Consider the following 21026-nt stretch of genomic DNA (forward strand, 5'->3'; position numbering starts at 1 on the left):
TGGCGGCGTGGCTTAAGCGGGCGATCAATGTATCCCGCCCCCGTCGCCGCCGCTGCGACGGCGCATGCCGCAGGGCGCGAAAGCCGCCCTACGTGGTCGCGGGGGTTTTGCCGCGCACGTGCTTGATCCCCTGGACCACCAGCAGGACGGCCAGGCCGGCCAGGATCCCGAACACGGCATTGGCGAGGTTCTCCACCAGCCAGTCGACCGCGCCCGCGGGCACGAACGACAGGATGAAGTGGTGCACCGCCGGGATCGAGTGCACCAGGATGCCGCCACCGACGAGGAACATCGCTGCGGTCCCGGCGATCGACAGGCCCCGCATCAGCCACGGCGTCGCGGTGACCAACCAGCCGCCGACCGGTGCCAGCACGCCGCCGCGGCGGCAAAGCAACAGGCCGAGATCGTCCAGTTTCACGATCCCGCCCACCAGGCCGTAGACCACCACCACCATTCCCACGGCCACCAGTGCGAGCACGATCAGCTGCTGCATCACGGCCTGCCCGGCGACCACGCCGAGGGTCAGCACAATGATCTCGGCCGACAGGATGAAATCAGTGCGGATCGCGCCCTTCACCTTCCGGCGCTCGAATGCGACCGGATCGACATTCCCGTCAGCCAGCGCCTGCACGCGCTCCGCGTGCCGCTGCGCATCCTCTTCCTTCGAGTGCAGGAAGCGGTGGGCCAGTTTCTCCACGCCCTCGTAGCAGAGGAAGGCGCCACCGGCCATCATCAACGGCGTGATCAGCCACGGCAGCCAGGCACTGATGGCCAGCGCGCCGGGCACCAGGATCGTTTTGTTGACCAGTGCGCCCTTGGCCACCGCGGCCACCACCGGCAGCTCACGCGCCGCGGTGACCCCCGTCACCTGCTGCGCATTGAGCGCCAGGTCATCGCCCAGCACCCCGGCGGTCTTCTTGGCCGCGACCTTGGCCAGGATCGAAACGTCATCGAGCAGCGTGGCGATGTCGTCAAGGAGGGTGAACAGGCTGGCGCCGGCCATGGGGTGTCCCGGATTGCACGTTCCGCCGATTGTCCACGACACCCGTGAGGGCCGCGAGTCCGGTCAGCCCAGGTGCCGCACGTACCAGGGCATCGCCTCCGCCAGCCCTTGCGCGAGGCGATGCGTCGGCACATAGCCGAGCAGCTCGCGCGCAAGTGAGACATCGGCCAGCGAGTGGCGCACATCCCCAGGACGGAAGTCGCGATACACCGGCTCGCGGGCGTACTCCACACCACACCGGCGCAGTGCCCCACGGATCGCATCGAACAACTGGCGCAAGGTGTTCCGGTCGCCGGCGGCCATGTTGTAGACGCGGGTGCGCGCCCCGTCGGTCGCGGTGGCCGCCAGCAGGTTCGCCTGTATCGCGTTCTCGACGAACGTGAAGTCACGGCTGGTCTCGCCGTCACCATTGATCACCACGTCCTCGCCGCGGATCATCGCCGCGGTCCATTTGGGGATCACCGCCGCGTACGCACCGGCCGGGGTCTGCCGCCTGCCGAACACGTTGAAGTACCTCAGGCCGATGCTCTGGAAGCCGTAGCTGCCGGCGAACACGTCCGCGTACAACTCATTGACGTACTTGGTCACCGCATAGGGCGACAGCGGCTTGCCGATGCGGTCCTCCACCTTCGGCAGCGCGGGGTGGTCGCCGTAGGTGGAACTGCTGGCCGCGTAGGTGAAGCTGGCCACCCCGGCGTCGCGGGCAGCCACCAGCATGTTGAGGAAGCCGTCGATATTGGCGCGGTTGGTGGCGATCGGGTCGGCGAGCGAACGCGGTACCGAGCCGAGCGCCGCCTGGTGCAGGACGTGCTCCGCGCCGTCGCAGGCGCGCTGGCAGGTGTCCAGCCGGCAGACATCGCCTTCGATGAAGCGGAAGCGGGCCCATTGCGCAGGCGTCACCAGCCCTCGCACTTCATCCAGGTTGTGCCGGAACCCGGTGGCGAAGTTGTCCAGACCTACCACCTGCTGGTCCAGGCGCAACAACGCCTCCAGCAGGTTGGAGCCAATGAAGCCGGCACACCCGGTGAGCAGCCAGTGGCGCGGGCGATCCCGCAACTCCGCCTGCACGCGCGCATAGGCGGTGGCGCAGGCGGCCCCGCTCACAGCCGCCCGTCCACGGCGTCCCTCGGCAGCAGACCCTTTACGTCGTACACCACGCCCCCGTCGCAGGTGAGCCGCCGCACGCCAGCGGACGCAAGGTCGCGGAATTCGCGATGCGCGACAGTCAGCACCACTGCGTCGTACCCGCCGGTCACCGGCTGGCTGATCAGCTCAATCCCGTATTCACGCATGGCCTCGTCCGGGTCCACCCACGGGTCGTGGACGTCCACCTGCACGCTGTAGCCCTGCAAGGCACCGATGATGTCCACCACCCGGGTGTTGCGCAGGTCCGGGCAGTTCTCCTTGAACGCCAGTCCCAGCACCAGCACTCTCGCGCGGGCCGGGTTGATGCCCTTGCGCACCATCAGGCGGATCACCTCGCCCGCCACGTAGGGTCCCATCCCGTCGTTGGTACGCCGTCCGGCGAGGATCACGTCAGGGTGGTGCCCCACCTCCTGCGCCTTGTGGGTCAGGTAATACGGATCGACGCTGATGCAGTGCCCGCCCACCAGGCCCGGCCGGAATGGCAGGAAGTTCCACTTGGTCCCGGCCGCCTCCAGCACTTCCAGGGTGTCGATCCCCAGCTTGTTGAACAGGATAGCCAGGTCATTGACAAGGGCTATGTTGAGGTCGCGCTGGGTGTTTTCGATCACCTTGGCCGCCTCGGCCACCTTGATGCTGCTGGCCTTGTGGGTACCGGCGGTGATGACGCTGGCATACAGCGCGTCGATGAAGTCCGCGGCCTCCGGGGTGGAGCCCGAGGTGACCTTCAGGATGCTGGTGACCCGATGCGCCTTGTCGCCCGGGTTGATCCTCTCCGGGCTGTAGCCAACAAAGAAGTCCCGGTTGAACACCAGGCCCGACACACGCTCCAGGACCGGAACACACACCTCTTCGGTGCAGCCGGGGTAGACCGTGGATTCGTACACCACCACGTCACCGCGCTCCAGCACCTGGCCCAGCGCCTCGCTTGCCCGGGTCAACGGCGTCAGGTCCGGGCGCTTGGCCGAATCGATCGGCGTGGGTACGGTGACGATGAAGACGTTGCAGCTGCGCAGGTCCTCTGTCTGGCCGGTGAAGCGCAGCTGCGCCGCAGTGGCGAGCTCCTGTCCATCAACCTCGAGCGTACGGTCGTGCCCGGCCCGCAACTCATCGATCCGGGCCGGATTGATGTCGAACCCCACTGTCTCGTAGTGCTTGCCGAACTCCACGGCCAGCGGCAAGCCGACATAACCCAGGCCAATGATGGCCAGGCGAGCGTTGTCGATGGAAGGCATGCGATCCCCGGCCCCTGATTGCTCGTGCAAGACTGCAATCACTGTAAACGCAACTGCTGCCGATCAGGTGCCACCGCCGTCCGCGGCGGCATGGCAACGCGGATCAGTGACGGGTATCGCGAATTTGGTGCCGCAAGGCGGAATCGAACCGTCGACCTACTGATTACGAATCAGTTGCTCTACCAACTGAGCTATTGCGGCAAAGAAGCGGAATTGTAGGTGTCCGGGTCCAGCAGGGTCAACGCGGCATCCGATGGGGCGGGTGCGCCCGGGTCTCTGGCGCGATCAGCGGAAGGCCAGGCGGGTCAGGCCTCCACCAGCCGGATCCGCAGTTCGCGCGGCAGCGCGAAGACCATGTTCTCCGGCTCGCCCTGCAGTTCCTCCAGCGAACCGGCGCCGAGCTCGCGCAGGCGGTCGATCACCCCGCGCACCAGCACGTCCGGCGCCGAGGCACCGGCGGTGACGCCCACGTGCCTGCGACCGGCGACCCAGGCCGGGTCGACCTCCCCGGCGCCGTCGATCAGGTAGGACTCCACGCCCTCGCGCTCGGCGAGCTCACGCAGGCGATTGGAGTTGGAGCTGTTGACCGAGCCGACCACCAGGATCAGGTCGCAGCGCCGGGCCAGCTCGCGCACCGCGTCCTGGCGGTTCTGGGTGGCGTAGCAGATGTCGTCGTTGCGCGGGCCCTGGATCGCCGGGAAGCGCTGGCGCAGGGCCTCGATGATCTCCAGCGTGTCGTCGACCGACAGCGTGGTCTGCGTGGTGTAGGCGATGTTGCCCGGCTGCGACGGCGCCAGCGTGGCGACATCGTCCAGGTTCTCGACCAGGTAGATGTTCCCGGTGCCGTCATTGCGCTGCCACTGGCCCATGGTGCCCTCCACCTCCGGGTGGCCGGCATGGCCGATCAGCACCATGTCGTGTCCGGCGCGGCAGTGCCGGGTGACCTCCATGTGGACCTTGGTCACCAGCGGACAGGTGGCGTCGAACACCTTCAACCGCCGCCGTTCCGCCTCGGCGCGAACCGCCTTGGACACCCCGTGGGCGCTGAAGATGACCGTGTTGCCGTCGGGCACCTCGTCGAGCTCCTCGACGAAGATCGCCCCGCGCGCCTTGAGGTCATCGACCACGAACTTGTTGTGCACCACCTCGTGGCGCACGTAGATCGGCGCCCCGAGCGTTTCGAGCGCCCGGTTGACGATCTCGATCGCGCGGTCGACACCGGCGCAGAAGCCGCGGGGGTTGGCGAGGATGACGTCCATGGCGCACATGATACGCGGCACGCACCGCATCGCGCCCTACGGGGCGCGGGACCTGGAGTTCGTGCCGAAGAAGCCGAACAGGGCTATGCCGATGGCGCCGCCCACGATCGCGGCGTCGGCGATGTTGAACGCCGGCCAGTAGTAGTCGCCGACGTACCACTGGATGAAGTCGACGACGTGCCCGTGCAGCATCCGGTCGATGACGTTGCCGATCGCCCCGCCGATCACCAGGGCGAACGGCAGCGCGGTCTTCCAGTCATTGCGGCGGGTGCGGGTGAGCCAGAAGGCGAGCAGGCCGCTGATGGCCACGGCCAGCGCCAGGAAGAAGTACTTCTGCCAGCCACCGGCATCACTGAGGAAGCTGAAGGCCGCGCCGGTGTTGTAGGTGCGGTACCAGTTCCAGAAGCCGTCGATCACCGGGATGGCGGTGTATTCCGGCAGCGAGGCGAGCACCCAGGCCTTGGTGAGCTGATCAAGGACCAGGACCACCGCGGAAAGGATGAGCCAGACAGCGGCGTTGGGCTTCTTGTCGATCATGGAGGATCCGGCCTGTTGTCCCTTGTTCCGCTCAGAACCAGCGGCGGTCTTCGCCGGGCCCTTCGATATTGCTCACGCACCGCCCGCAGATCGCGGGATGCGCCGGGTCCGCACCGACGTCCGCGCGGTGCTGCCAGCAGCGGCCGCACTTTTCCTTGGCAGTCGGTGTCGCGCTGACGGCGATGTCCCTGGCCTCGTCGTCCGCGGCCACCTGCACGTCGCCGCTGATGAACAGGAACCGCAGTTCCTCGGCCAGCGGGGACAGCCAGTTCTGGTCGGAGACACCGCCAGCCAGGGTGATCTCGGCCTCCAGCGCGGCGCCGATCTCGCCGGCGGCGCGCATCGGCTCCAGCACCCCCGCGACCTTCTCGCGCAGGGCCAGCAAGCGCTCGAAGTCGGCGTCGGTCAGCGGCGCGCCCTCCTCCATCGGCGCCAGGCCGTCGTACCAGGTGGCAAACAGGACGTTGCCGGCACGCGGACCGTCGGCGGTCACCGCGGGCAGGTGCGACCAGACTTCCTCGGCGGTGAACGACAGCACCGGGGCGATCCAGCGGGCGAAGGCCTCGGCGATGCGGTACATCGCGCTCTGGGCGCTGCGCCGGCCGCGCGAGTCCCCGCCCATGGTGTACAGGCGGTCCTTGGTCACGTCCAGGTACAGCGAGCCCAGGTCGACGCTGCAGAAGTTGGCCAGCAGCTGGACGATGGCGGGGAAGTCGTAGCGGCCGTAGGCGGCGATGATCTTCTCCTGCACGGTCCAGGCGCGGTGCACGATCCAGCGGTCGAGGGCGACCATGCCCTCCTCCGCCGTGCCGTCGAGCGGAAGCAGGTCGCGCGCCGGGTCGAAGCCGTGCAGGTTGCCCAGCAGGAAGCGGGCGGTGTTGCGGATGCGGCGGTAGTTGTCGGCGCTGCGCTTGAGGATCTCGTCGGAGACGGTCATCTCGTGGCGGTAGTCGGCGGCGGCGATCCACAGCCGCAGCACGTCGGCGCCGTACTGGTCGATGACCTTCTGCGGGGCGATGACATTGCCCAGCGACTTGGACATCTTGCGGCCCTTCGCATCGACCGTGAAGCCGTGGGTCAGCACCTGCCGGTACGGGGCGGCGCCGTCCATCGCCACGCCGGTCAGCAGCGAGGACTGGAACCAGCCGCGGTGCTGGTCGGAACCTTCCAGGTACAGGTCGGCGGGCTTGCGCAGGCCGTCCCCGGGACGCTGGGCGAGCACGCACTCATGGCTGACGCCGGAGTCGAACCAGACGTCGAGGATGTCGGTGACCTTCTCGTAGTCGGCCGCCTCCGCGCCCAGCAGCGTCGCCGGGTCGAGGTCGTACCAGGCGTCGATGCCCCCGGTTTCGACCTGCCGCGCGACCTGCTCCATCAACTCGACCGAGCGCGGGTGCGGCTCGTGGGTGACCCTGTTCACGAACAACGCGATCGGCACGCCCCAGGTGCGCTGGCGGCTGATGCACCAGTCCGGACGGCCTTCGACCATGCCGGTGATGCGCGCCTCGCCCCAGTCGGGCACCCACGCGACCTTGTCGATCGCACCCAGCGCATCGGCACGCAGGCCGGCCTTGTCCATCGAGATGAACCACTGCGGGGTGGCCCGGAACGCCACCGGGGTCTTGTGTCGCCAGCAGTGCGGGTAGCTGTGCTCGAGCTTGCGGAAGGCCAGCAGCGCGCCGCTGGCCTGCAGGGCCTCGACGATGGCGTCGTTGGCCTTCCAGATGTGCTGGCCGGCGAGCTCGACCGCACCGATGCCCGGGGTGCCCGGCAGGTAGACGCCGCGGGCGTCCACCGGGTTGAGCTGGGCGGCCTCGTACTTGCCGACCAGGCCGTACTGGCGGGCGACGGCGAAGTCCTCCTGGCCGTGGCCGGGCGCGGTGTGCACGGCGCCGGTACCGTCCTCGGCGGAAACGTGCCCACCCAGCAGCAGCGGGATGTCGCGCTCGGCATAGAAGGGATGGCGGACGACCAGGTTCTCCAGTTCCACGCCCTTCGCGCGGCCGTGGATGTCGACCTCCTCCATGCCGTAGCGGGCCAGCGCCCGGGCGGCCAGCGCCTCGGCGACGACCAGCCAGCGGCGGCCGCCGTCGGCGCGTGCCGGGCCTTCCACCAGCACGTAGTCCAGTTCCGGTCCGATGCTGATCGCCAGGCTGGCCGGCAGGGTCCACGGGGTGGTGGTCCAGATCGGCACGGCGATCTCGACACCCCCGGGCAGCACGGTCTCGAAGGCCGAAGCGAAGGCCTGGCCGTCCTTCACCGGGTAGGCGACATCGACCGCCGGGGACACCTTGTCGGCGTACTCGATCTCGGCCTCGGCCAGCGCCGAGCCGCAGTCGAAGCACCAGTGCACCGGCTTGGCGCCGCGCAGCAGGTGGCCGCGCTCGATGATCCTGGCCAGCGAGCGCAACATGTCCGCCTCGTAGCGGAAGTCCATCGACAGGTAGGGATTATCCCAGTCGCCCAGCACGCCCAGGCGCTTGAAGTCGCGGCGCTGCAGCTCGACCTGCTCGGCGGCGTACTCGCGGCACTTCTGCCGGAATGCGCGCGCGTCGAGTTTCGTGCCGACCTTGCCGTGCTTCTTCTCGACCGCGATCTCGATCGGCAGGCCGTGGCAGTCCCAGCCCGGCACGTAGGGCGCGTCGAACCCGGACAGCAGGCGCGACTTGACCACGATGTCCTTGAGCACCTTGTTGACCGCGTGGCCGATGTGGATCACGCCGTTGGCGTAGGGCGGGCCGTCATGGAGCACGAAGCTGCGCCCACGGTCCTTCACCTGTTCCCGGATCTGCCCGTACAGGCCCTCTGCTTCCCAGCGTTCCAGGGTCTTCGGCTCGCGGCGCGGCAGGTCGCCGCGCATCGGGAAGTCGGTCGCCGGCAGGTGCAGCGTGTCCTTGTAGGGGTTGTCTTTCTTGTCGCTCACGCGGGAACTCGGTTTGGCTGTTGCGAAAGGAGGGCGCGCGCCCGGGCGGAATCGTCGTGCATCTGCTCGACCAGGGCGGGAAGGCTGTCGAAACGGACCTCGTCGCGCAGCTTGCCGACGAACTCGACCTCGATCCTGCGACCGTACAGGTCGCCATCGAAATCGAACAGGTGCACTTCCAGCAACGGCTCCCCCCCGTCGACCGTGGGCCGCGTCCCCAGGCTGGCAACCGAAGGCCATCCCGCCTGCCCGTCTCCGCTCCCGCCCCCGTAACCCGGGTAAGCGCAGCGCACCCGGGACCCGTCGATTCCATGCACCCGCGTGGCAAAGATCCCCGACAGCGGCGCCCGCCCATGCAGCCGCAGATTGGCGGTCGGATACCCCAGCGTCCGCCCCAGCCGCGCCCCATGCACCACCTTGCCACTGATGCTGTACGGACGACCCAGCAGGCGCGCGGCATGCCCGAATTCGCCGGCCTGGAGCAGCTCGCGGATGCGGGTCGCGGAGATGCGCTCGCCTTCCAGGGTGACGGTATCGATCTCCCCGGCGGTGAAGCCCTGCCCCGCCGCCCCGAGCTCGCGGCCCATGCGCTGCAGCAGTTCCAGGTTGCCCCCGCGCCCCTTGCCGAAGCCGAAACCGGGCCCGGTCCAGACCTCGCGGACACGCAGGTGCTCGACCAGGATCCGTTCGACGAATTCCCCGGCATCCAGCGCGGCCATCGCCTTGCGGAAGCGCAGCAACCCGACCCGGTCGGCCCCCAGCCCGCACAGCCCCAGCACTTTGGCCCGCGGCCCGAGCAGGCGCGGCGGCGGGGCGCCACGGGCGAACAGCTCGCGCGGCAACGGTTCGAAGCTCAGGGCGAGCGCCGGCAGGTCCAGCGCGCGGGCACGCGAAACCGCGTGGCGCACCAGGGCCTGATGCCCCAGGTGCAGGCCATCGAACGCGCCGATGCAGACCACGCTACCGTGCGGGCACCGTGGCCCGCCGCCGACGTCGCGAAACAGCCTGTTCATCCGCGCCGATTATAGGCCGTCATCCCCGCGCACGCGGGGATCCATTGACTTTGGCTTTTCCGGGTGGGCGCGTATTCCTTCGGAGCCTTCGCGGGGGAGCCGGCCGCCGTGGGGGACAGGCCGCCCTCCTGACGGGCCTTCGGCCCTTTTTGAAGTCGGGCGGCCTGTCCCCCACGACAGCCGGCTCCTCACGGTGGTGCGGGTTTCGGAGGCACGCCTTCCGGAGACGACACCGTGGCCATGGATCCCCGCGTGCGCGGGGATGACGGTGGAGGGGTGTTTGTGTGTGTGGTGATCTCCACCCACGCAGCCCGGGTAAGGCCGCAGGCCGCGCGCGGGACCTCCGTCCTGTCGCCAGGCCCGCACCAGCCGCCCACGGCGTCGGCCCCGAAGCCCACACCCAGCCCCCGCAGGAGCAGCGTTGTGGCGGGAGACGGATGCTGCGAGGGGGGTGCGGAGAGTGGGCCATGGATGGCCCACGCCGCGACTTAAAGGCATGGATGCCGTCAGGAGCGCGGAGCACCCCCCTCGCAGCAGCCGGCTCCCCCCGCGACCTCTCCGAAGTCCCAACGCCCATGGATCCCCGCGTGCGCGGGGATGACGGTCAGTCCAGCAGCTCCATTGCCATCACCAGCGCATCCTCGCGCCCATCGCGCGAGGGGTAGTAGCGCGGCCGGCGGCCGATCTCGTTGAAGCCCAGCGACTCGTACAGGTGGACCGCCGCCGGATTGCTCGGGCGCACCTCCAGGAACACCCGCTCCGCCCGGTACTGCCGGGCGAGTTTGAGCAGGTTGCCCATCATCGTCCGCCCCAGTCCCTGGCCCTGCAGTTTCGGGTCGACGCAGATGTTGAGCACGTGCGCCTCGCCGGCGGCGACCGACAGCAGGAAGTAGCCGATCAGGTGCTCGCCGTGCTGCAGCACCCAGCAGGCGTAGTTCGCGCGCAGGCAGTCGCGGAAGGTGCCCAGGCTCCAGGGGAAGTCGTAGGCGCGGACCTCCAGGGCATGGACCGCGTTGAGGTCGGCCTCGCGCATCGGGCGCAGGCGTCCGGTCGCCGGCGCCGTGGGCGGGGCCGGGCGCGCCGCGCTCATTGCCGGGAGTTGCGGCGCAGGCCGCGCAGCAGGGGCCACAGGGCGCGTTTTGCGGCGGGGTCGCCATGCAGCGCGGGCAGGTCGACCTCCAGGCTGCGGAGGCGCTCGCGGCCGGCGTCGCCCTCCAGGCCGGCGGCGCGCATCACCTGCTCGAGCAACCCGGCGTAACGCGGGTGGGTGAAGGCGCGTTCGCGCCGCGCCTGGGCCAGCGCCACCAGCTTGGCGGACGCGTCGACGCGCGGCGCCGGGGTGGTGGGCGCCGGTATCGCTTCCGCTACCGGTTCGAGCCTGGGTCGCGGCGGCGGGGTGCGCGGCGCGGCTGGCGCATGCGGCGGCGCGTCCGGGGCGGCGACGCGCGGTGCTGCCGGCGCGGGGTCGGCCATGGGTGCCGCTGTCGCTCCGGGGACAGCGCGCGGTCCCGCGGCGGGCGATGGCCCGGCGGCCCCGCGTGCGGCGGCTGCCGGCCAGGTGGCCTCGCGGCGCACCAGCACGCGGTAGCCGAGCGCGCCCAGCCACTGGGCCTGTTGCGCGCTCCAGCCGCTCACGGGGTGCCCTCCGGGGCCGGGGCCGGGCGCAGGCGCCGCCACGCGGCGACCAGCGGGCCGGACAGGGCATAGAGCACTCCGGCCACCAGCAGCACGAACGGCGGGTCGACCGCCAGGGCCACCGCCACCACCAGCATCACCACGCCCATCAGGAACGGCATCCGGTCGCTGCGCGGGCCGCCGCCCTTGAAGCTGAAGTAGCGGATCGGGCTGACCATCATCAGCGCCGCCAGCACCGTCACCGCCAGCGCGGCGTAGCGCAGCTCGCCGCCGACGAAGCCGCGGTCGAAGAAGGTCCACACGAAACTGGCCACCAGCCCGGCGGCGGCCGGGCTGGCCAGGCCGATGAACCAGCGCTTGTCGACCTGGGCGACCTGCGAGTTGAAGCGCGCCAGCCGCAGCGCGGCGCAGGCGGCGTAGAGGAAGGCGGCGGCCCAGCCGACCTTGCGCAGGGTGACGCCGTCCAGCGCCATCGAGGCCAGCGACCAGTGGTACATCACCAGTGCCGGCGCCAGGCCGAAGCTGATCAGGTCGGCCAGCGAGTCGTACTGCACGCCGAACTCGCTCTGGGTATTGGTCAGCCGGGCCACGCGGCCATCCAGGCCGTCGAGCACCGCGGCCACGAAGATCGCGATGCAGGCGTTGTCGTAGATGCCCTGGGTGGCGGCGATGATCGCGTAGAAGCCGGCGAACAGCCCACCGGTGGTGAACAGGTTGGGCAGCAGGTAGATGCCGCGGCCGCGATGGCGCGCCGGGGGCCGGGACGGGGGTTCGGGTTCCATTTCGGCAGTTTAGCGCTTGCCTGCGGCCCCGCGCGGTGCTGCAATCGGCGATGGACTGCACCACCCTTCCATCTGCCGCAACGGAACGCCGCCCCATGCCCCTCCAGACCGGTTCACGCCTGACCCTCGCCGCCCTGCTCGCCGCCGCCCTGCTCGCCGCCGGCCTGCTGGCCACGCCTGCGCTCGCCTCGGAGGTGTACCAATGGAAGGACGCCCAGGGCGTCACCCATTACTCCGACACCCCGCCGCCGGCCGGTTCCGACCACAGCGTGCGGCAGATCAGCCACGCCGGTACCGCCGGCCGGGCCGCCGCGGCCGAGCCCGCGGATGCGCCCGCCGAGAGCGAGGCCTGCCTGACCGCCAGGAGCAACCTGAACCTGTTGCGCAGCGACGGTCCGGTGGGCGAGGACACCGACGGTGACGGCATCCCGGATTCCGAGCTCGACGCCGCCCAGCGCCAGGCGCAGCTGCAACTGGCCGAGGCGTCGATCCGGGTCCATTGCGGCGGGGCCGGGGCAAGCGGGGGCTGAGTCCGGGGGCCGGATCGCGGCCCGGGTGCGGCCTGCGGCCTTGCCCGGGCTACGGATACATACCGGGTTCCAGATACGGCTTCACGGGGCCTTGCGGCTGCGCTGCCACCCTCCTCCGGGATCGGAGCAAGGGGAGCCGCCAGTGCATCACCGCAGGACGGCCGTGTTCGCGCTGCTGCTGGCGGGCTGCAACGACACCCAGTCCACGCTCGCCCCCGCCGGCACCGGCGCGCAGGAGATCGCCCGGCTGTCGTGGGTGATGTTTGCCGGCGCCGCCGTGGTCTGGCTGGCGGTGATGGCGCTCGCGCTGCACGCCACGCGCAGGCGGGCCGCACCGCATCCCCCCCGCAGCGCGCGCCGGCTGGTCCTCGTCGGCGGGGTGCTGGTGCCCACCGTGGTGCTCGGGACCCTGCTGTACCACGGCCTGCTGATGATGCCCGGCCTGCGCGAACCGCCGCAGCAGCGCCGGGTGGTGGTGGAGGTGTCCGGCGAGCAGTGGTGGTGGCGGGTGCGCTACCTGCGCGAAGGCCGCCCGCCGGTCACCGCCGCCAACGAGGTCCGGCTGCCGCGCGGCGAGCGTACCGAGCTGCGCCTGTCCAGCCCCGACGTGATCCATTCGTTCTGGGTGCCGGCGCTGGCCGGCAAGCTGGACATGACCCCGGGCCGCACCAGCACCCTGGTGCTCGAACCCACCCGCGAAGGCGTGTTCGAGGGCATCTGCGCCGAATACTGCGGCACCGCCCACGCGCTGATGCGGTTCAAGGCGGTGGTGATGGAACCCGATGCCTTCGACGGCTGGCTGGACCGCCAGGCCGCTCCCGCCCGGCCACCGGACGGTGCACTCGCGCGCCATGGCCAAGCGGCCTTCCGCGACCACGGCTGCGGCGCCTGCCACGCGGTACGCGGCACCGGCGCGGCCGGCGGAGTCGGCCCGGACCTGACCCACATCGGCAGCCGGCTCTCGCTCGGCGCGGGCATCCTGCCCAATGACCGCGAGGCGCTGCGCGGCTGGATCGCCGATGCCCACGCATCCAAGCCGGGGGTGCTGATGCCGGCCTTCCACATGCTCGCCGCCGACGAGGTCGAGGCCATCGCCGCCTACCTGGAGGGACTGGAATGAGCGTACCGGGCCACGAGGTCCGCTCGGCGGACGAGCAGGCGCAGATCGACCGCCTGGAGGAGGCCTGGCGCACCCCGACCGGCTGGCGCTACTGGTCGTCGGTGAACAACAGCAACGTCGGGCTGTGGTACATCGCCACCGCGTTCATCTTCTTCTTCTTCGCCGGCGCGCTGGCCCTGCTGATGCGGCTGCAACTGGCGGCCCCGGACAACGCGCTGTTCGCCGCCGAAACCTACAACCAGATGTTCAGCCTGCACGGCTCGGCGATGATGTTCCTGTTCGCGGTGCCGATCTTCGAGGCCTTCGCGATCCTGGTGCTGCCGCAGATGCTCGGAGCCCGCGACCTGCCGTTCCCGCGGCTGTCGGCGTACGGTTTCTGGTGCTTCGTGATCGGCGGGCTGTTCGTGTGCGGGTCGATCTTCTTCGGCGCCGCGCCGCAGGGCGGCTGGTTCATGTACCCGCCGCTGACCACCGCCTACCAGCCCGGCATCGGCGCCGACATCTGGCTGCTGGGGCTGAGCTTCATCGAGGTCGCCTCGATCGCCGCGGCGGTCGAGCTGATCACCGGGGTGCTCAAGACCCGCGCGCCGGGCATGCAGGTCAACCTGATGCCGCTGTACGCCTGGTACATCCTGGTGGTGGCGGTGATGATCCTGTTCGCGTTCCCGCCGCTGATCGCCGGGGACATCATGTTCGAGCTGCAGCGCGCGCTCGACTGGCCGTTCTTCGACCCGGCCCGCGGCGGCGACCCGATGCTGTGGCAGCACCTGTTCTGGATCTTCGGCCACCCGGAGGTCTACATCGTGTTCCTGCCCTCGGTCGCGCTGGCGGCGATGATCGTCCCGACCTTCGCCCGCCGGCCGGTCATCGGCTACAGCTGGATCGTGCTGGCGGCGGTGGGCACCGGGTTCCTCAGCTTCGGGCTGTGGGTGCACCACATGTTCACCACCGGGCTGCCGAACATCTCGCTGGCGTTCTTCTCGGCCGCCTCCGAGGCGGTCGCGCTGCCCACCGGGGTGCAGATCTTCGTGCTGCTGGGAACGGTGCTCGCCGGGCGGCTGGTGCGCTCGGTGCCGATGCTGTTCGTGCTCGGCGCGCTGGCGATCTTCGTGCTCGGCGGGCTGACCGGGGTGATGGTCGCGGTCGCGCCGTTCGACTTCCAGGTCCACGACACCTACTTCATCGTCGCCCACCTGCATTACGTGCTGATCGGCGGGATGCTGTTCCCGGTGGTCGCCGGTGCCTATTACTTCTACCCGCTGGCGGTGGGGCGAAAGCTGTCGGACCGGCTGGGCAAGTGGGCGTTCTGGCTGATGTTCGCCGGCTTCAACGTGGCCTTCATGCCGATGCACATCGCCGGCCTGGCGGGCATGCCGCGGCGGGTGTTCACCTACCCAGGCGGGTACGGGCTGGAGCTGCCCAATCTCCTTTCCACGATCGGCGCGTTCGTGCTCGCGGCCGGCTTCCTGCTGGTGCTGGTGGACGCGGTGTGGCTGGTGCGCCGGCGCGAGCTGTCCCCCCGCGACCCGTGGCGCGCGGGCACCCTGGAGTGGCTGGGGCAGATGCCGGCCAAGCCCTGGGCGGTGCGCTCGATCCCGCAGATCACCAGCCGCTATCCGCTGTGGCAGCAGCCGGACCTGATGGACGACGTCGACAGCGGCCGGTTCTTCCTCGCCGATGCCGCCGAGACCCGCCGCGAGACCCTGGTCACCTCCCCGGTCGATGCCACCCCGGAGCAGTGCATGCGCATGCCCGGGCCGAGCTACAAGACGCTGCTGGCGGCGGTGTTCACCGGCGCGGCGTTCATCCTGCCGGTGTTCGGGCTGTACCGCTGGGCCGCACTGGGCGGCGTGCTGGCGGTGGCGGCGATCCTGTGGTGGCTGTGGACCGGTACCGCGTTGCGCCCGGAGAAGCCGTCCAAGGACGTCGGCATGGGCGTGCGGCTGCCGCTGTACGTCTCGGGTCCGAAGTCGGCCGGCTGGTGGGGGCTGTTCATCACCATGATCGGCGACATGGCGGCCTTCGCCAGCCTGGTGTTCGGCTACTACTTCTTCTGGACCGTGCACGAGGGCTTTCCGCCGCGCGATGCCGGGCCCGGGGTGGCCTGGCCGGTGCTGGCGCTGGGCCTGCTGCTGGCGTCCTGGGTGCTGACGATGCTGGCGGTCCGGCTCAACCGCCGCCGCTCCGGCCTGGGTTTGTACCTGGCGGCGGGGACCGCCGCGGCCCTGGGCGTGGCCGGCGCCGCGGCCCTGGTGGCCGGGCCGCGCCTGCACGGCATGGATCCGACCGCGCACGTCTACCCGGCGATCGTCTGGCTGCTGGCCGGCTGGACCGTGCTGCATGTGCTGGTCGGCGTGCTGATGCAGCTGTACTGCCTGGCCCGCCGCGCCCGCGGACACATGGACGCGGAACACGACATCGACATCCGCAACGCCACCCTGTACTGGCACTTCGTCGCCATCACCGCGCTGGTGACGGTCGCCACGATCGCCGGGTTCCCGCAGGTCGCCTGACGCCATGACCACGCCATCGCGCCCCGACTCCTCCACCGCCCCGGCCACCACCGGCAGCGGCCAGCTGCCCGAACGCCGCGACAGCCTGTGGCAGCTGGTCGCCGGCCCGAGCGCGTGGGCCCTGCACTTCCTCGTGTCCTACGTCACCGCGGCGGTGTTCTGCGCCCGGGCCGCCGGGCCGTGGGCCCCACTCGGCAGTGCCCGCACGGCGCTGTGGGTGTACACCGCCATCGCCCTGGGGTTCATCGCCGCCTTCGGCTGGCGCAGCCTGCGCCGGCACCGGTGGGGCTCGGCCGGACTGCCGCACGATGACGACACGCCCGGCGACCGCCACCGTTTCCTCGGCTTTGCCAGCCTGCTGCTGTGCGGGCTGAGCTTTGTCGCGGTGGTGTATTCGGCGATGGCGATCGCCGTGCTCGGGACCTGCCGCTGATGGCGCGGGCGGTGCCACGGCAAGCGTGCCTGGTGGCCGGGCTGGCGGTCCTGGCCGCCACCTGGCTGGGCCCGCTGCCGCGACTGGCAGCGCATTCCTTCGCCAGCCACATGCTGATGCACATGGCGGTGGTCGCGGTGGCGGCGCCGCTGGTCGCCGCCGGGCTCGCACGCGGACGCTGGGATCCGGTGGCCCGCCGCCCTTGGCTGTTCCCGGCCCTGCCGGCCTCGGCGCTGGAGTTCGTGGTGGTCTGGGGCTGGCATGCACCGGCGCTGCACCACGCCGCGCGGCACACCCCCGGCATGCTGCTGCTCGAGCAGGGCAGCTTCCTCGCCGTCGGCCTCCTGGTGTGGCTGGCGGCCTTCGGCGGCGGACACGCCCGGCGCCACGACCGCGCCGGCGCCGGCATCGCCGCGCTGCTCATGACCTCGATGCACATGACCCTGCTGGGGGTGCTGCTGGCGGTTGCCGACCGGCCGCTGTACGGCCACCACGGCGAAGCCGCCTTCGGCCTGAGTGCCCTCGGCGACCAGCAACTGGGCGGCGTGTTGATGCTGGTGTTCGGCGGCGTGGCCTACCTGGCCGGCGCGCTGGTGCTGCTGGCCGGCCTGCTGCGGCGTCCGGACGGGCGGCCCGACGAGGGGGTGGTGGCCGATGCCTGAGCAGCCACGAGCCTCCACCTGGTTGCGCCGCCAGTGGCGCGAGCTGCTGGCCGCCGCCCGCCACCTGCTGCAGTGGCCGCGCGGGCTGTACACCGCCGCCCTGGTACTGGCGGTGGTGGGCCTGGCCGCACTGCTGGGGGTCGCCGCCGGCCTGGCCCCGGTCAACGCCAGCGCCGGCCACTGGCCGGTGACCCGGGTCCTGCTGCACTGGGCGATGACCCGCGCCACCCGCGTGCGCGCCCTGTCGGTGACCGCCCCCGACGGCAACGGCGCCGCCGACCGCCTGACCCCGCCCGACGCCCAGGCCCGCCAGGCCGCCGGCCACTATGCCACCGGCTGCCTGGCCTGCCACGGCGGCCCCGGCCACCCCCGCTCGCGGATCGTCCTGCACATGACCCCCGAGCCGCCCTGGCTGCCGGACACCCTGGACAAGTGGGACGCCCGCGAGCTGTTCCACATCGTCCGCCACGGCGTGAAGTACACCGCCATGCCCGCCTGGCCCGGCGAGCGCCGCGACGACGAAATCTGGGCGATGGTCGAGTTCCTGCAGCGCATGCCCGGGATGTCGCCGCAGGAATTCGCCGTCCTGACCGGAACCGTGGAGCGCGACGTGCAGCCCCAGCCGATGGGCGAACTTGCCGCCCCGGCCGCCGTCCCCGGACCCGCGGCGTCCGCGGCGGCGCGCGCGGGTGCCGCCGGACCGGGGGATTCCCCAGGGGAACGCGCGGATGCCGCCGGACCCGCGCCCGACATCCTCGCCGGCTGCGCCCGCTGCCACGGCGTCGACGGGCGCGGAGACCCCAATGGTGCCTTCCCCCGCCTCGACGGCCAGAGCGAGGCCTACCTGCTCGCCAGCCTGCAGGCCTTCGCCGGCGGCGACCGCCACAGCGGCATCATGGAACCGGCGGTCCGCGGCCTGGACGGCCACGACCTGCGCGCCCTCGCCCGGCACTTCGCCCGCCAGCCGGCCGGACCGCCCGCCGCGTCCCCGGCCGCCACCCCCGACGCCCTCGCCCGCGGCCGCGAACTGGCCCACACCGGCGACCCCCGCCGCCGCATCCCCGCCTGCATCGAATGCCACGGCCCTGCCGGCGACCACCGCAACCCCCGCTACCCGCGCATCGCCGGCCAGTACCCCGGCTATCTGGCGCGGCAACTCGAACTCTTCCAGTCCCACTCCCGCGGCGGCTCCGGCTACCAGCACCTGATGCACCTGGCCGCCCACTCCCTGGACCCGGCCGACATCCACGACCTGTCGCTGTACTACGCCTCACTGGACCCGGACCCGCCGTAGTCTTGGGGTTGGGTTTCGGGGAGGTTGCGAGGGGAGGCTTCGGAGAGGTCGCGGGGGGAGCCGGCTGCTGCGAGGGGGGGCTTGGTGTGGGCTTCGGAGACGACACCGTGTGCGGGTGCTGCGGGCCTGGTGACAGGACGGAGTCCCGGGTGCGGCCTGCGGCCTTACCCGGGCTACGTGGGTACGTGGGTGGAGATCACCACACACACAAACACCCCTCCACCGTCATCCCCGCGCACGCGGGGATCCATGGCGGCGGTGTCGTCTCCGGAAGGCGTGCCTCCGAAGCCATCGACACCCGCCGGAGCCGGCAGCCGTGGTGGGACGGGCCGCCCGACTTCAAAAAGGGCCGAAGGCCCGTCAGGAGGGCGGCCCGTCCCACCACGGCGGCCGGCTCCCCCGCGAAGGCCCCGAAGGAATACGCGCCCACCCCGAAAACCCCAACGTCCATGGATCCCCGCGTGCGCGGGGATGACGGGACTACTCCGCCCCGTAGAGCGCCTTGCGCGGGGCGCCGCTGAGTTCCGCGGCGAGCTTCGCCGCGGTGGACGGCGGCAGGTGCGCGCCCAGGACGCGGTACAGGCGCAGGCCTTCCGCCAGGCGGGCGTCGGCGTCGTCGCCGGCGCCTTCCACGATCACCACGAACTCGCCCTTCTGCTGGTTCGGGTCGGCTTCCACGCGTTGGCGCAGTTCGCCGAGACTGCCGTCCAGGACGGTCTCGAACAGCTTGGTCAGTTCGCGCGCGACCACCGCGGGGCGGTCGGGGCCGAAGGCGCTGGCCATTGCTTCCAGCGAGTCGACGATGCGGTGGGAGGATTCGTAGAACACCAGGGTGCGCGGTTCGGCGGCCAGGGCCTGCAGGCGTTCGCGGCGGGCGCCGGCCTTGGCCGGCAGGAAGCCTTCGAACGCGAAGCGGTCGGAGGCCAGTCCGGCCACGCTCAGGGCGGCGATCGCGGCGCTGGCGCCGGGGACCGGGGAGACGCGGAGGCCGGCCTGGCGGGCGGCGCGGACCAGGCGGTAGCCGGGGTCGCTGACCAGGGGGGTGCCGGCGTCGGAGACCAGTGCCAGCGACTCGCCGCTGCGCAGCCGTTCGACCAGCCCGCCGGCGTGGGCATCCTCGTTGTGCTCGTGCAGGGCGACCAGCGGGCGCTCCAGTCCGAACCGTGACAGCAGCTGGCGGGTGTGCCGGGTGTCCTCGGCGCAGATCGCGTCGACCTTGCCCAGCACGTCCAGTGCGCGCGGGGACAGGTCGCCGAGGTTGCCGATGGGGGTGGCGACGACGTGGAGGGTGCCGGGGTTCATCCGCCGATGGTAGCCGGTAGAATCGGTCGCACCTTCGCCAATGCCGCGTCGCGGCAAGCGCCCGCCGATGAGTACGTTCGCCTCCGCTCCTGGTTTCCCGTTCCGCCGACGTTGGCCCGCCCTGGTCGCCGCCTGCCTGGTGGTGGCCGGTTGCAGCACCATGACGACGCGCACGGGCGTCACCCCGGTGCAGTCGACCGATCCGGGGCTGGTGCAGGACAGCACGCAGCCGGTTCGCGGCTGGGAGGTCGACATGGGCGAGCGCCCGCCGGCCGGGCGCGACGGTTACCGCCCGCCGATGCGGTTGGCGGTGCTGCTGCCGCTGTCCGGCGAGATGGCGGCCGCGGCCGCGCCGGTGCGCGACGGCTTCATGACCGGCTACCACGGCGAAAACCGCCGGCGGCCGGAGGTGACCTTCTTCGATACCCACGGCACGGTTGGCGGCGCGCTGTCGGCCTACGACCAGGCGGTCGCGGCAGGGCACGATTTCGTGGTCGGCCCGCTGTCGCGCGAAGGGGTCGACGGTCTGTTCCGCCGCGGCACGCTGGCGGTGCCGGTGTTGGCGCTGAACCGGGGCGACGTTGCCCCGCCGCCCGGCAATGTCAGTTTTTCGCTGTCGCCGGAGGATGCCGGCATCGCCGCCGCCGACCGCCTGCTGCAGCAGGGCGCGACCCGGGTGCTGGCAGTGATCGGCAACAGCGACAGCCAGCGGCGCTCGGCCGAGGCCCTGCGCGCCCGGCTGGCGGACGCGGGAGTCGAAGTGGCCGCGGTGGTGACCACGGCGGTGACCGATTTCGTGCCGTTCGCGCAGCAGGGGGCGATCGACGGGGTGTTCCTGGCCCTGCGCGGCGATGCGGCGCGCGAGGTGGTGCCGCGCCTGTCGATGGCCGGCCTGGGCGGCGCGCCCAAGGTCGCCACTTCGCAGCTGTCCAGCGGCACCGGCGATGCCGGCGTGGACGCGGTGCTCGACGGCATCGCCTTCCCGAGCGAGCCGTGGACCAGCCGCGGCTACGCGCCGGGCATGCCCTCGGCGGCGAGCGCCGCCGCGCTGGTCCCGACCGCGCGCGGCGGGGCGGCGCGCCTGTTCGGCTTCGGCCACGACGCCTGGCTGCTGGCCGCCTACCTGGAGCGGCTGGGCGGGCAGCCCGGCGCCCACGTGTCCGGCGCCACCGGGCTGCTGGCGCTGGGCGATGACGGCAACGTCGAGCGCGCGCCGGCGTGGTCGACCTTCCGCGGCGGCCACGTCGCGCCGCTGGCCGATGCCAGCCGCAATTGACCGGCGCGCGCGCGGCGCCGCGGTCGAGGCCGCGGCCCGTGCCCACCTGCTCGCGCACGGCCTGGCGCCGGTCGCGGCCAACGTGAACTTCCGCCTGGGCGAGCTGGACCTGGTGATGCGCGACGGCGACACGCTCGCCTTCGTGGAGGTCCGTTACCGCGGCCGCGACGATTACGGTGGCGGGGCCGAATCGATCGACCGGCGCAAGCGCCGCCGGCTGGTGCGCGCCGCGCAGCTGTTCCTGCAGCGCAACCCGCGCTTCGCCGACGTGCCCTGCCGCTTCGACGTGGTGGAAGCGGCCGGGGATCCGGCGGCACCGGAGCTCAACTGGATCCGCGATGCCTTCCGGGCGGACGACTGAGCCGG

The 21026-nt window shown here is 71.4% G+C and carries 19 protein-coding genes and 1 tRNA gene; 8 read left to right on the plus strand and 12 right to left on the minus strand.

The genetic code is table 11. From position 1 onward, the window contains the following. Positions 1-88: 88 nt before the first annotated feature. The 11 genes from LY625_RS08820 to pssA all read right to left on the minus strand — a co-directional run bounded on the left by LY625_RS08820 (position 89) and on the right by pssA (position 11530). Positions 89-1003: a DUF808 domain-containing protein gene (locus LY625_RS08820; RefSeq protein ID WP_233739662.1), complete on the minus strand. Its 915-nt coding sequence runs from the start codon at positions 1001-1003 to the stop codon at positions 89-91. Between the two features lie 63 nt (positions 1004-1066). Further along, complete coding sequence (locus LY625_RS08825; protein ID WP_233739663.1) at positions 1067-2107, minus strand: NAD-dependent epimerase/dehydratase family protein; 1041 nt, start codon at positions 2105-2107, stop codon at positions 1067-1069. Next, positions 2104-3381 (minus strand): Vi polysaccharide biosynthesis UDP-N-acetylglucosamine C-6 dehydrogenase TviB, encoded by a 1278-nt coding sequence (gene tviB / locus LY625_RS08830; protein WP_233739664.1) that lies wholly within the window; start codon positions 3379-3381, stop codon positions 2104-2106. The genes LY625_RS08825 and tviB overlap by 4 nt, the downstream gene beginning before the upstream one ends. Before the next feature lie 125 nt (positions 3382-3506). Further along, a tRNA-Thr gene (locus tag LY625_RS08835) sits at positions 3507-3582 on the minus strand. Between the two features lie 104 nt (positions 3583-3686). Then, positions 3687-4640: a 4-hydroxy-3-methylbut-2-enyl diphosphate reductase gene (ispH, locus tag LY625_RS08840; protein ID WP_233739665.1), complete on the minus strand. Its 954-nt coding sequence runs from the start codon at positions 4638-4640 to the stop codon at positions 3687-3689. A 36-nt stretch (positions 4641-4676) separates the two neighbouring features. Next, positions 4677-5174, minus strand: coding sequence for a signal peptidase II (lspA, locus tag LY625_RS08845; protein WP_233739765.1), 498 nt, complete (start codon positions 5172-5174; stop codon positions 4677-4679). Between the two features lie 34 nt (positions 5175-5208). Further along, entirely contained in the window at positions 5209-8037 is a 2829-nt protein-coding gene (ileS, locus tag LY625_RS08850; RefSeq protein ID WP_233739767.1) for an isoleucine--tRNA ligase, read from the minus strand. Positions 8038-8096: 59 nt separating this feature from the next. Beyond that, positions 8097-9113 (minus strand): riboflavin biosynthesis protein RibF, encoded by a 1017-nt coding sequence (gene ribF, locus LY625_RS08855; RefSeq protein ID WP_233739666.1) that lies wholly within the window; start codon positions 9111-9113, stop codon positions 8097-8099. Between the two features lie 604 nt (positions 9114-9717). After that, positions 9718-10203, minus strand: coding sequence for a ribosomal protein S18-alanine N-acetyltransferase (gene rimI / locus LY625_RS08860; RefSeq protein WP_233739667.1), 486 nt, complete (start codon positions 10201-10203; stop codon positions 9718-9720). Continuing rightward, positions 10200-10748 carry a hypothetical protein gene (locus tag LY625_RS13435; protein ID WP_305067670.1) on the minus strand — a complete coding sequence of 183 codons (549 nt, stop codon included), beginning with the start codon at positions 10746-10748 and terminating at the stop codon, positions 10200-10202. The genes rimI and LY625_RS13435 overlap by 4 nt, the downstream gene beginning before the upstream one ends. After that, positions 10745-11530, minus strand: a complete 786-nt coding sequence (gene pssA, locus LY625_RS08870; protein ID WP_233739668.1) for a CDP-diacylglycerol--serine O-phosphatidyltransferase — start codon at positions 11528-11530, stop codon at positions 10745-10747. Before pssA ends, LY625_RS13435 begins: the two co-directional genes overlap by 4 nt. Positions 11531-11625: 95 nt before the next feature. On the opposite strand from pssA, the gene LY625_RS08875 reads away from it, so the two are divergent. From LY625_RS08875 to LY625_RS08900, 6 genes are all read left to right on the plus strand, one after another. Then, positions 11626-12060, plus strand: coding sequence for a DUF4124 domain-containing protein (locus tag LY625_RS08875; protein WP_233739669.1), 435 nt, complete (start codon positions 11626-11628; stop codon positions 12058-12060). Between the two features lie 163 nt (positions 12061-12223). Next, a complete protein-coding gene (coxB, locus tag LY625_RS08880; protein ID WP_233739670.1) occupies positions 12224-13180 on the plus strand; it encodes a cytochrome c oxidase subunit II in 957 nt (318 codons plus the stop codon). Then, the gene (gene ctaD, locus LY625_RS08885) at positions 13177-15693 is read left to right on the plus strand and encodes a cytochrome c oxidase subunit I (RefSeq protein WP_233739671.1); all 2517 of its coding nucleotides are present in this window, start codon (positions 13177-13179) and stop codon (positions 15691-15693) included. The genes coxB and ctaD overlap by 4 nt, the downstream gene beginning before the upstream one ends. Before the next feature lie 4 nt (positions 15694-15697). Continuing rightward, positions 15698-16126, plus strand: a complete 429-nt coding sequence (locus LY625_RS08890; protein ID WP_233739672.1) for a hypothetical protein — start codon at positions 15698-15700, stop codon at positions 16124-16126. A gap of 11 nt (positions 16127-16137) precedes the next feature. After that, on the plus strand, positions 16138-16788 hold the full coding sequence (locus tag LY625_RS08895) for a cytochrome c oxidase assembly protein (RefSeq protein ID WP_233739673.1): 651 nt from the start codon (positions 16138-16140) through the stop codon (positions 16786-16788). Beyond that, positions 16781-18082 (plus strand): c-type cytochrome, encoded by a 1302-nt coding sequence (locus LY625_RS08900; RefSeq protein ID WP_233739674.1) that lies wholly within the window; start codon positions 16781-16783, stop codon positions 18080-18082. The genes LY625_RS08895 and LY625_RS08900 overlap by 8 nt, the downstream gene beginning before the upstream one ends. A 480-nt stretch (positions 18083-18562) precedes the next feature. Here the strand turns inward: LY625_RS08900 and rsmI are convergent, their stop codons facing one another. Continuing rightward, on the minus strand, positions 18563-19384 hold the full coding sequence (gene rsmI / locus LY625_RS08905; protein ID WP_233739675.1) for a 16S rRNA (cytidine(1402)-2'-O)-methyltransferase: 822 nt from the start codon (positions 19382-19384) through the stop codon (positions 18563-18565). A gap of 160 nt (positions 19385-19544) precedes the next feature. Between rsmI and LY625_RS08910 the strand changes: the two genes are divergently transcribed. Together LY625_RS08910 and LY625_RS08915 are read left to right on the plus strand one after the other, a co-directional pair. Then, entirely contained in the window at positions 19545-20660 is a 1116-nt protein-coding gene (locus LY625_RS08910; protein WP_233739676.1) for a penicillin-binding protein activator, read from the plus strand. Next, the gene (locus tag LY625_RS08915; protein ID WP_233739677.1) at positions 20644-21021 is read left to right on the plus strand and encodes a YraN family protein; all 378 of its coding nucleotides are present in this window, start codon (positions 20644-20646) and stop codon (positions 21019-21021) included. The genes LY625_RS08910 and LY625_RS08915 overlap by 17 nt, the downstream gene beginning before the upstream one ends. The last annotated feature ends 5 nt before the right edge of the window (positions 21022-21026 follow it).

The organism is Lysobacter sp. GX 14042, assembly GCF_021390425.1.
Classification (GTDB): domain Bacteria; phylum Pseudomonadota; class Gammaproteobacteria; order Xanthomonadales; family Xanthomonadaceae; genus Novilysobacter.

What these genes read in the sequence shown, in the direction of transcription:
- ispH (WP_233739665.1), bottom strand. Translation starts at nt 4,640, where the DNA reads ATGGACGTCATCCTCGCCAACCCCCGCGGCTTCTGCGCCGGTGTCGAC.
- LY625_RS08915 (WP_233739677.1), top strand. Translation starts at nt 20,644, where the DNA reads ATGCCAGCCGCAATTGACCGGCGCGCGCGCGGCGCCGCGGTCGAGGCC.
- ribF (WP_233739666.1), bottom strand. Translation starts at nt 9,113, where the DNA reads ATGAACAGGCTGTTTCGCGACGTCGGCGGCGGGCCACGGTGCCCGCAC.
- ileS (WP_233739767.1), bottom strand. Translation starts at nt 8,037, where the DNA reads ATGCGCGGCGACCTGCCGCGCCGCGAGCCGAAGACCCTGGAACGCTGG.
- LY625_RS08910 (WP_233739676.1), top strand. Translation starts at nt 19,545, where the DNA reads ATGACGACGCGCACGGGCGTCACCCCGGTGCAGTCGACCGATCCGGGG.
- LY625_RS08900 (WP_233739674.1), top strand. Translation starts at nt 16,781, where the DNA reads ATGCCTGAGCAGCCACGAGCCTCCACCTGGTTGCGCCGCCAGTGGCGC.
- tviB (WP_233739664.1), bottom strand. Translation starts at nt 3,381, where the DNA reads ATGCCTTCCATCGACAACGCTCGCCTGGCCATCATTGGCCTGGGTTAT.
- LY625_RS08875 (WP_233739669.1), top strand. Translation starts at nt 11,626, where the DNA reads ATGCCCCTCCAGACCGGTTCACGCCTGACCCTCGCCGCCCTGCTCGCC.
- ctaD (WP_233739671.1), top strand. Translation starts at nt 13,177, where the DNA reads ATGAGCGTACCGGGCCACGAGGTCCGCTCGGCGGACGAGCAGGCGCAG.
- LY625_RS08820 (WP_233739662.1), bottom strand. Translation starts at nt 1,003, where the DNA reads ATGGCCGGCGCCAGCCTGTTCACCCTCCTTGACGACATCGCCACGCTG.
- LY625_RS08890 (WP_233739672.1), top strand. Translation starts at nt 15,698, where the DNA reads ATGACCACGCCATCGCGCCCCGACTCCTCCACCGCCCCGGCCACCACC.
- rimI (WP_233739667.1), bottom strand. Translation starts at nt 10,203, where the DNA reads ATGAGCGCGGCGCGCCCGGCCCCGCCCACGGCGCCGGCGACCGGACGC.
- pssA (WP_233739668.1), bottom strand. Translation starts at nt 11,530, where the DNA reads ATGGAACCCGAACCCCCGTCCCGGCCCCCGGCGCGCCATCGCGGCCGC.
- rsmI (WP_233739675.1), bottom strand. Translation starts at nt 19,384, where the DNA reads ATGAACCCCGGCACCCTCCACGTCGTCGCCACCCCCATCGGCAACCTC.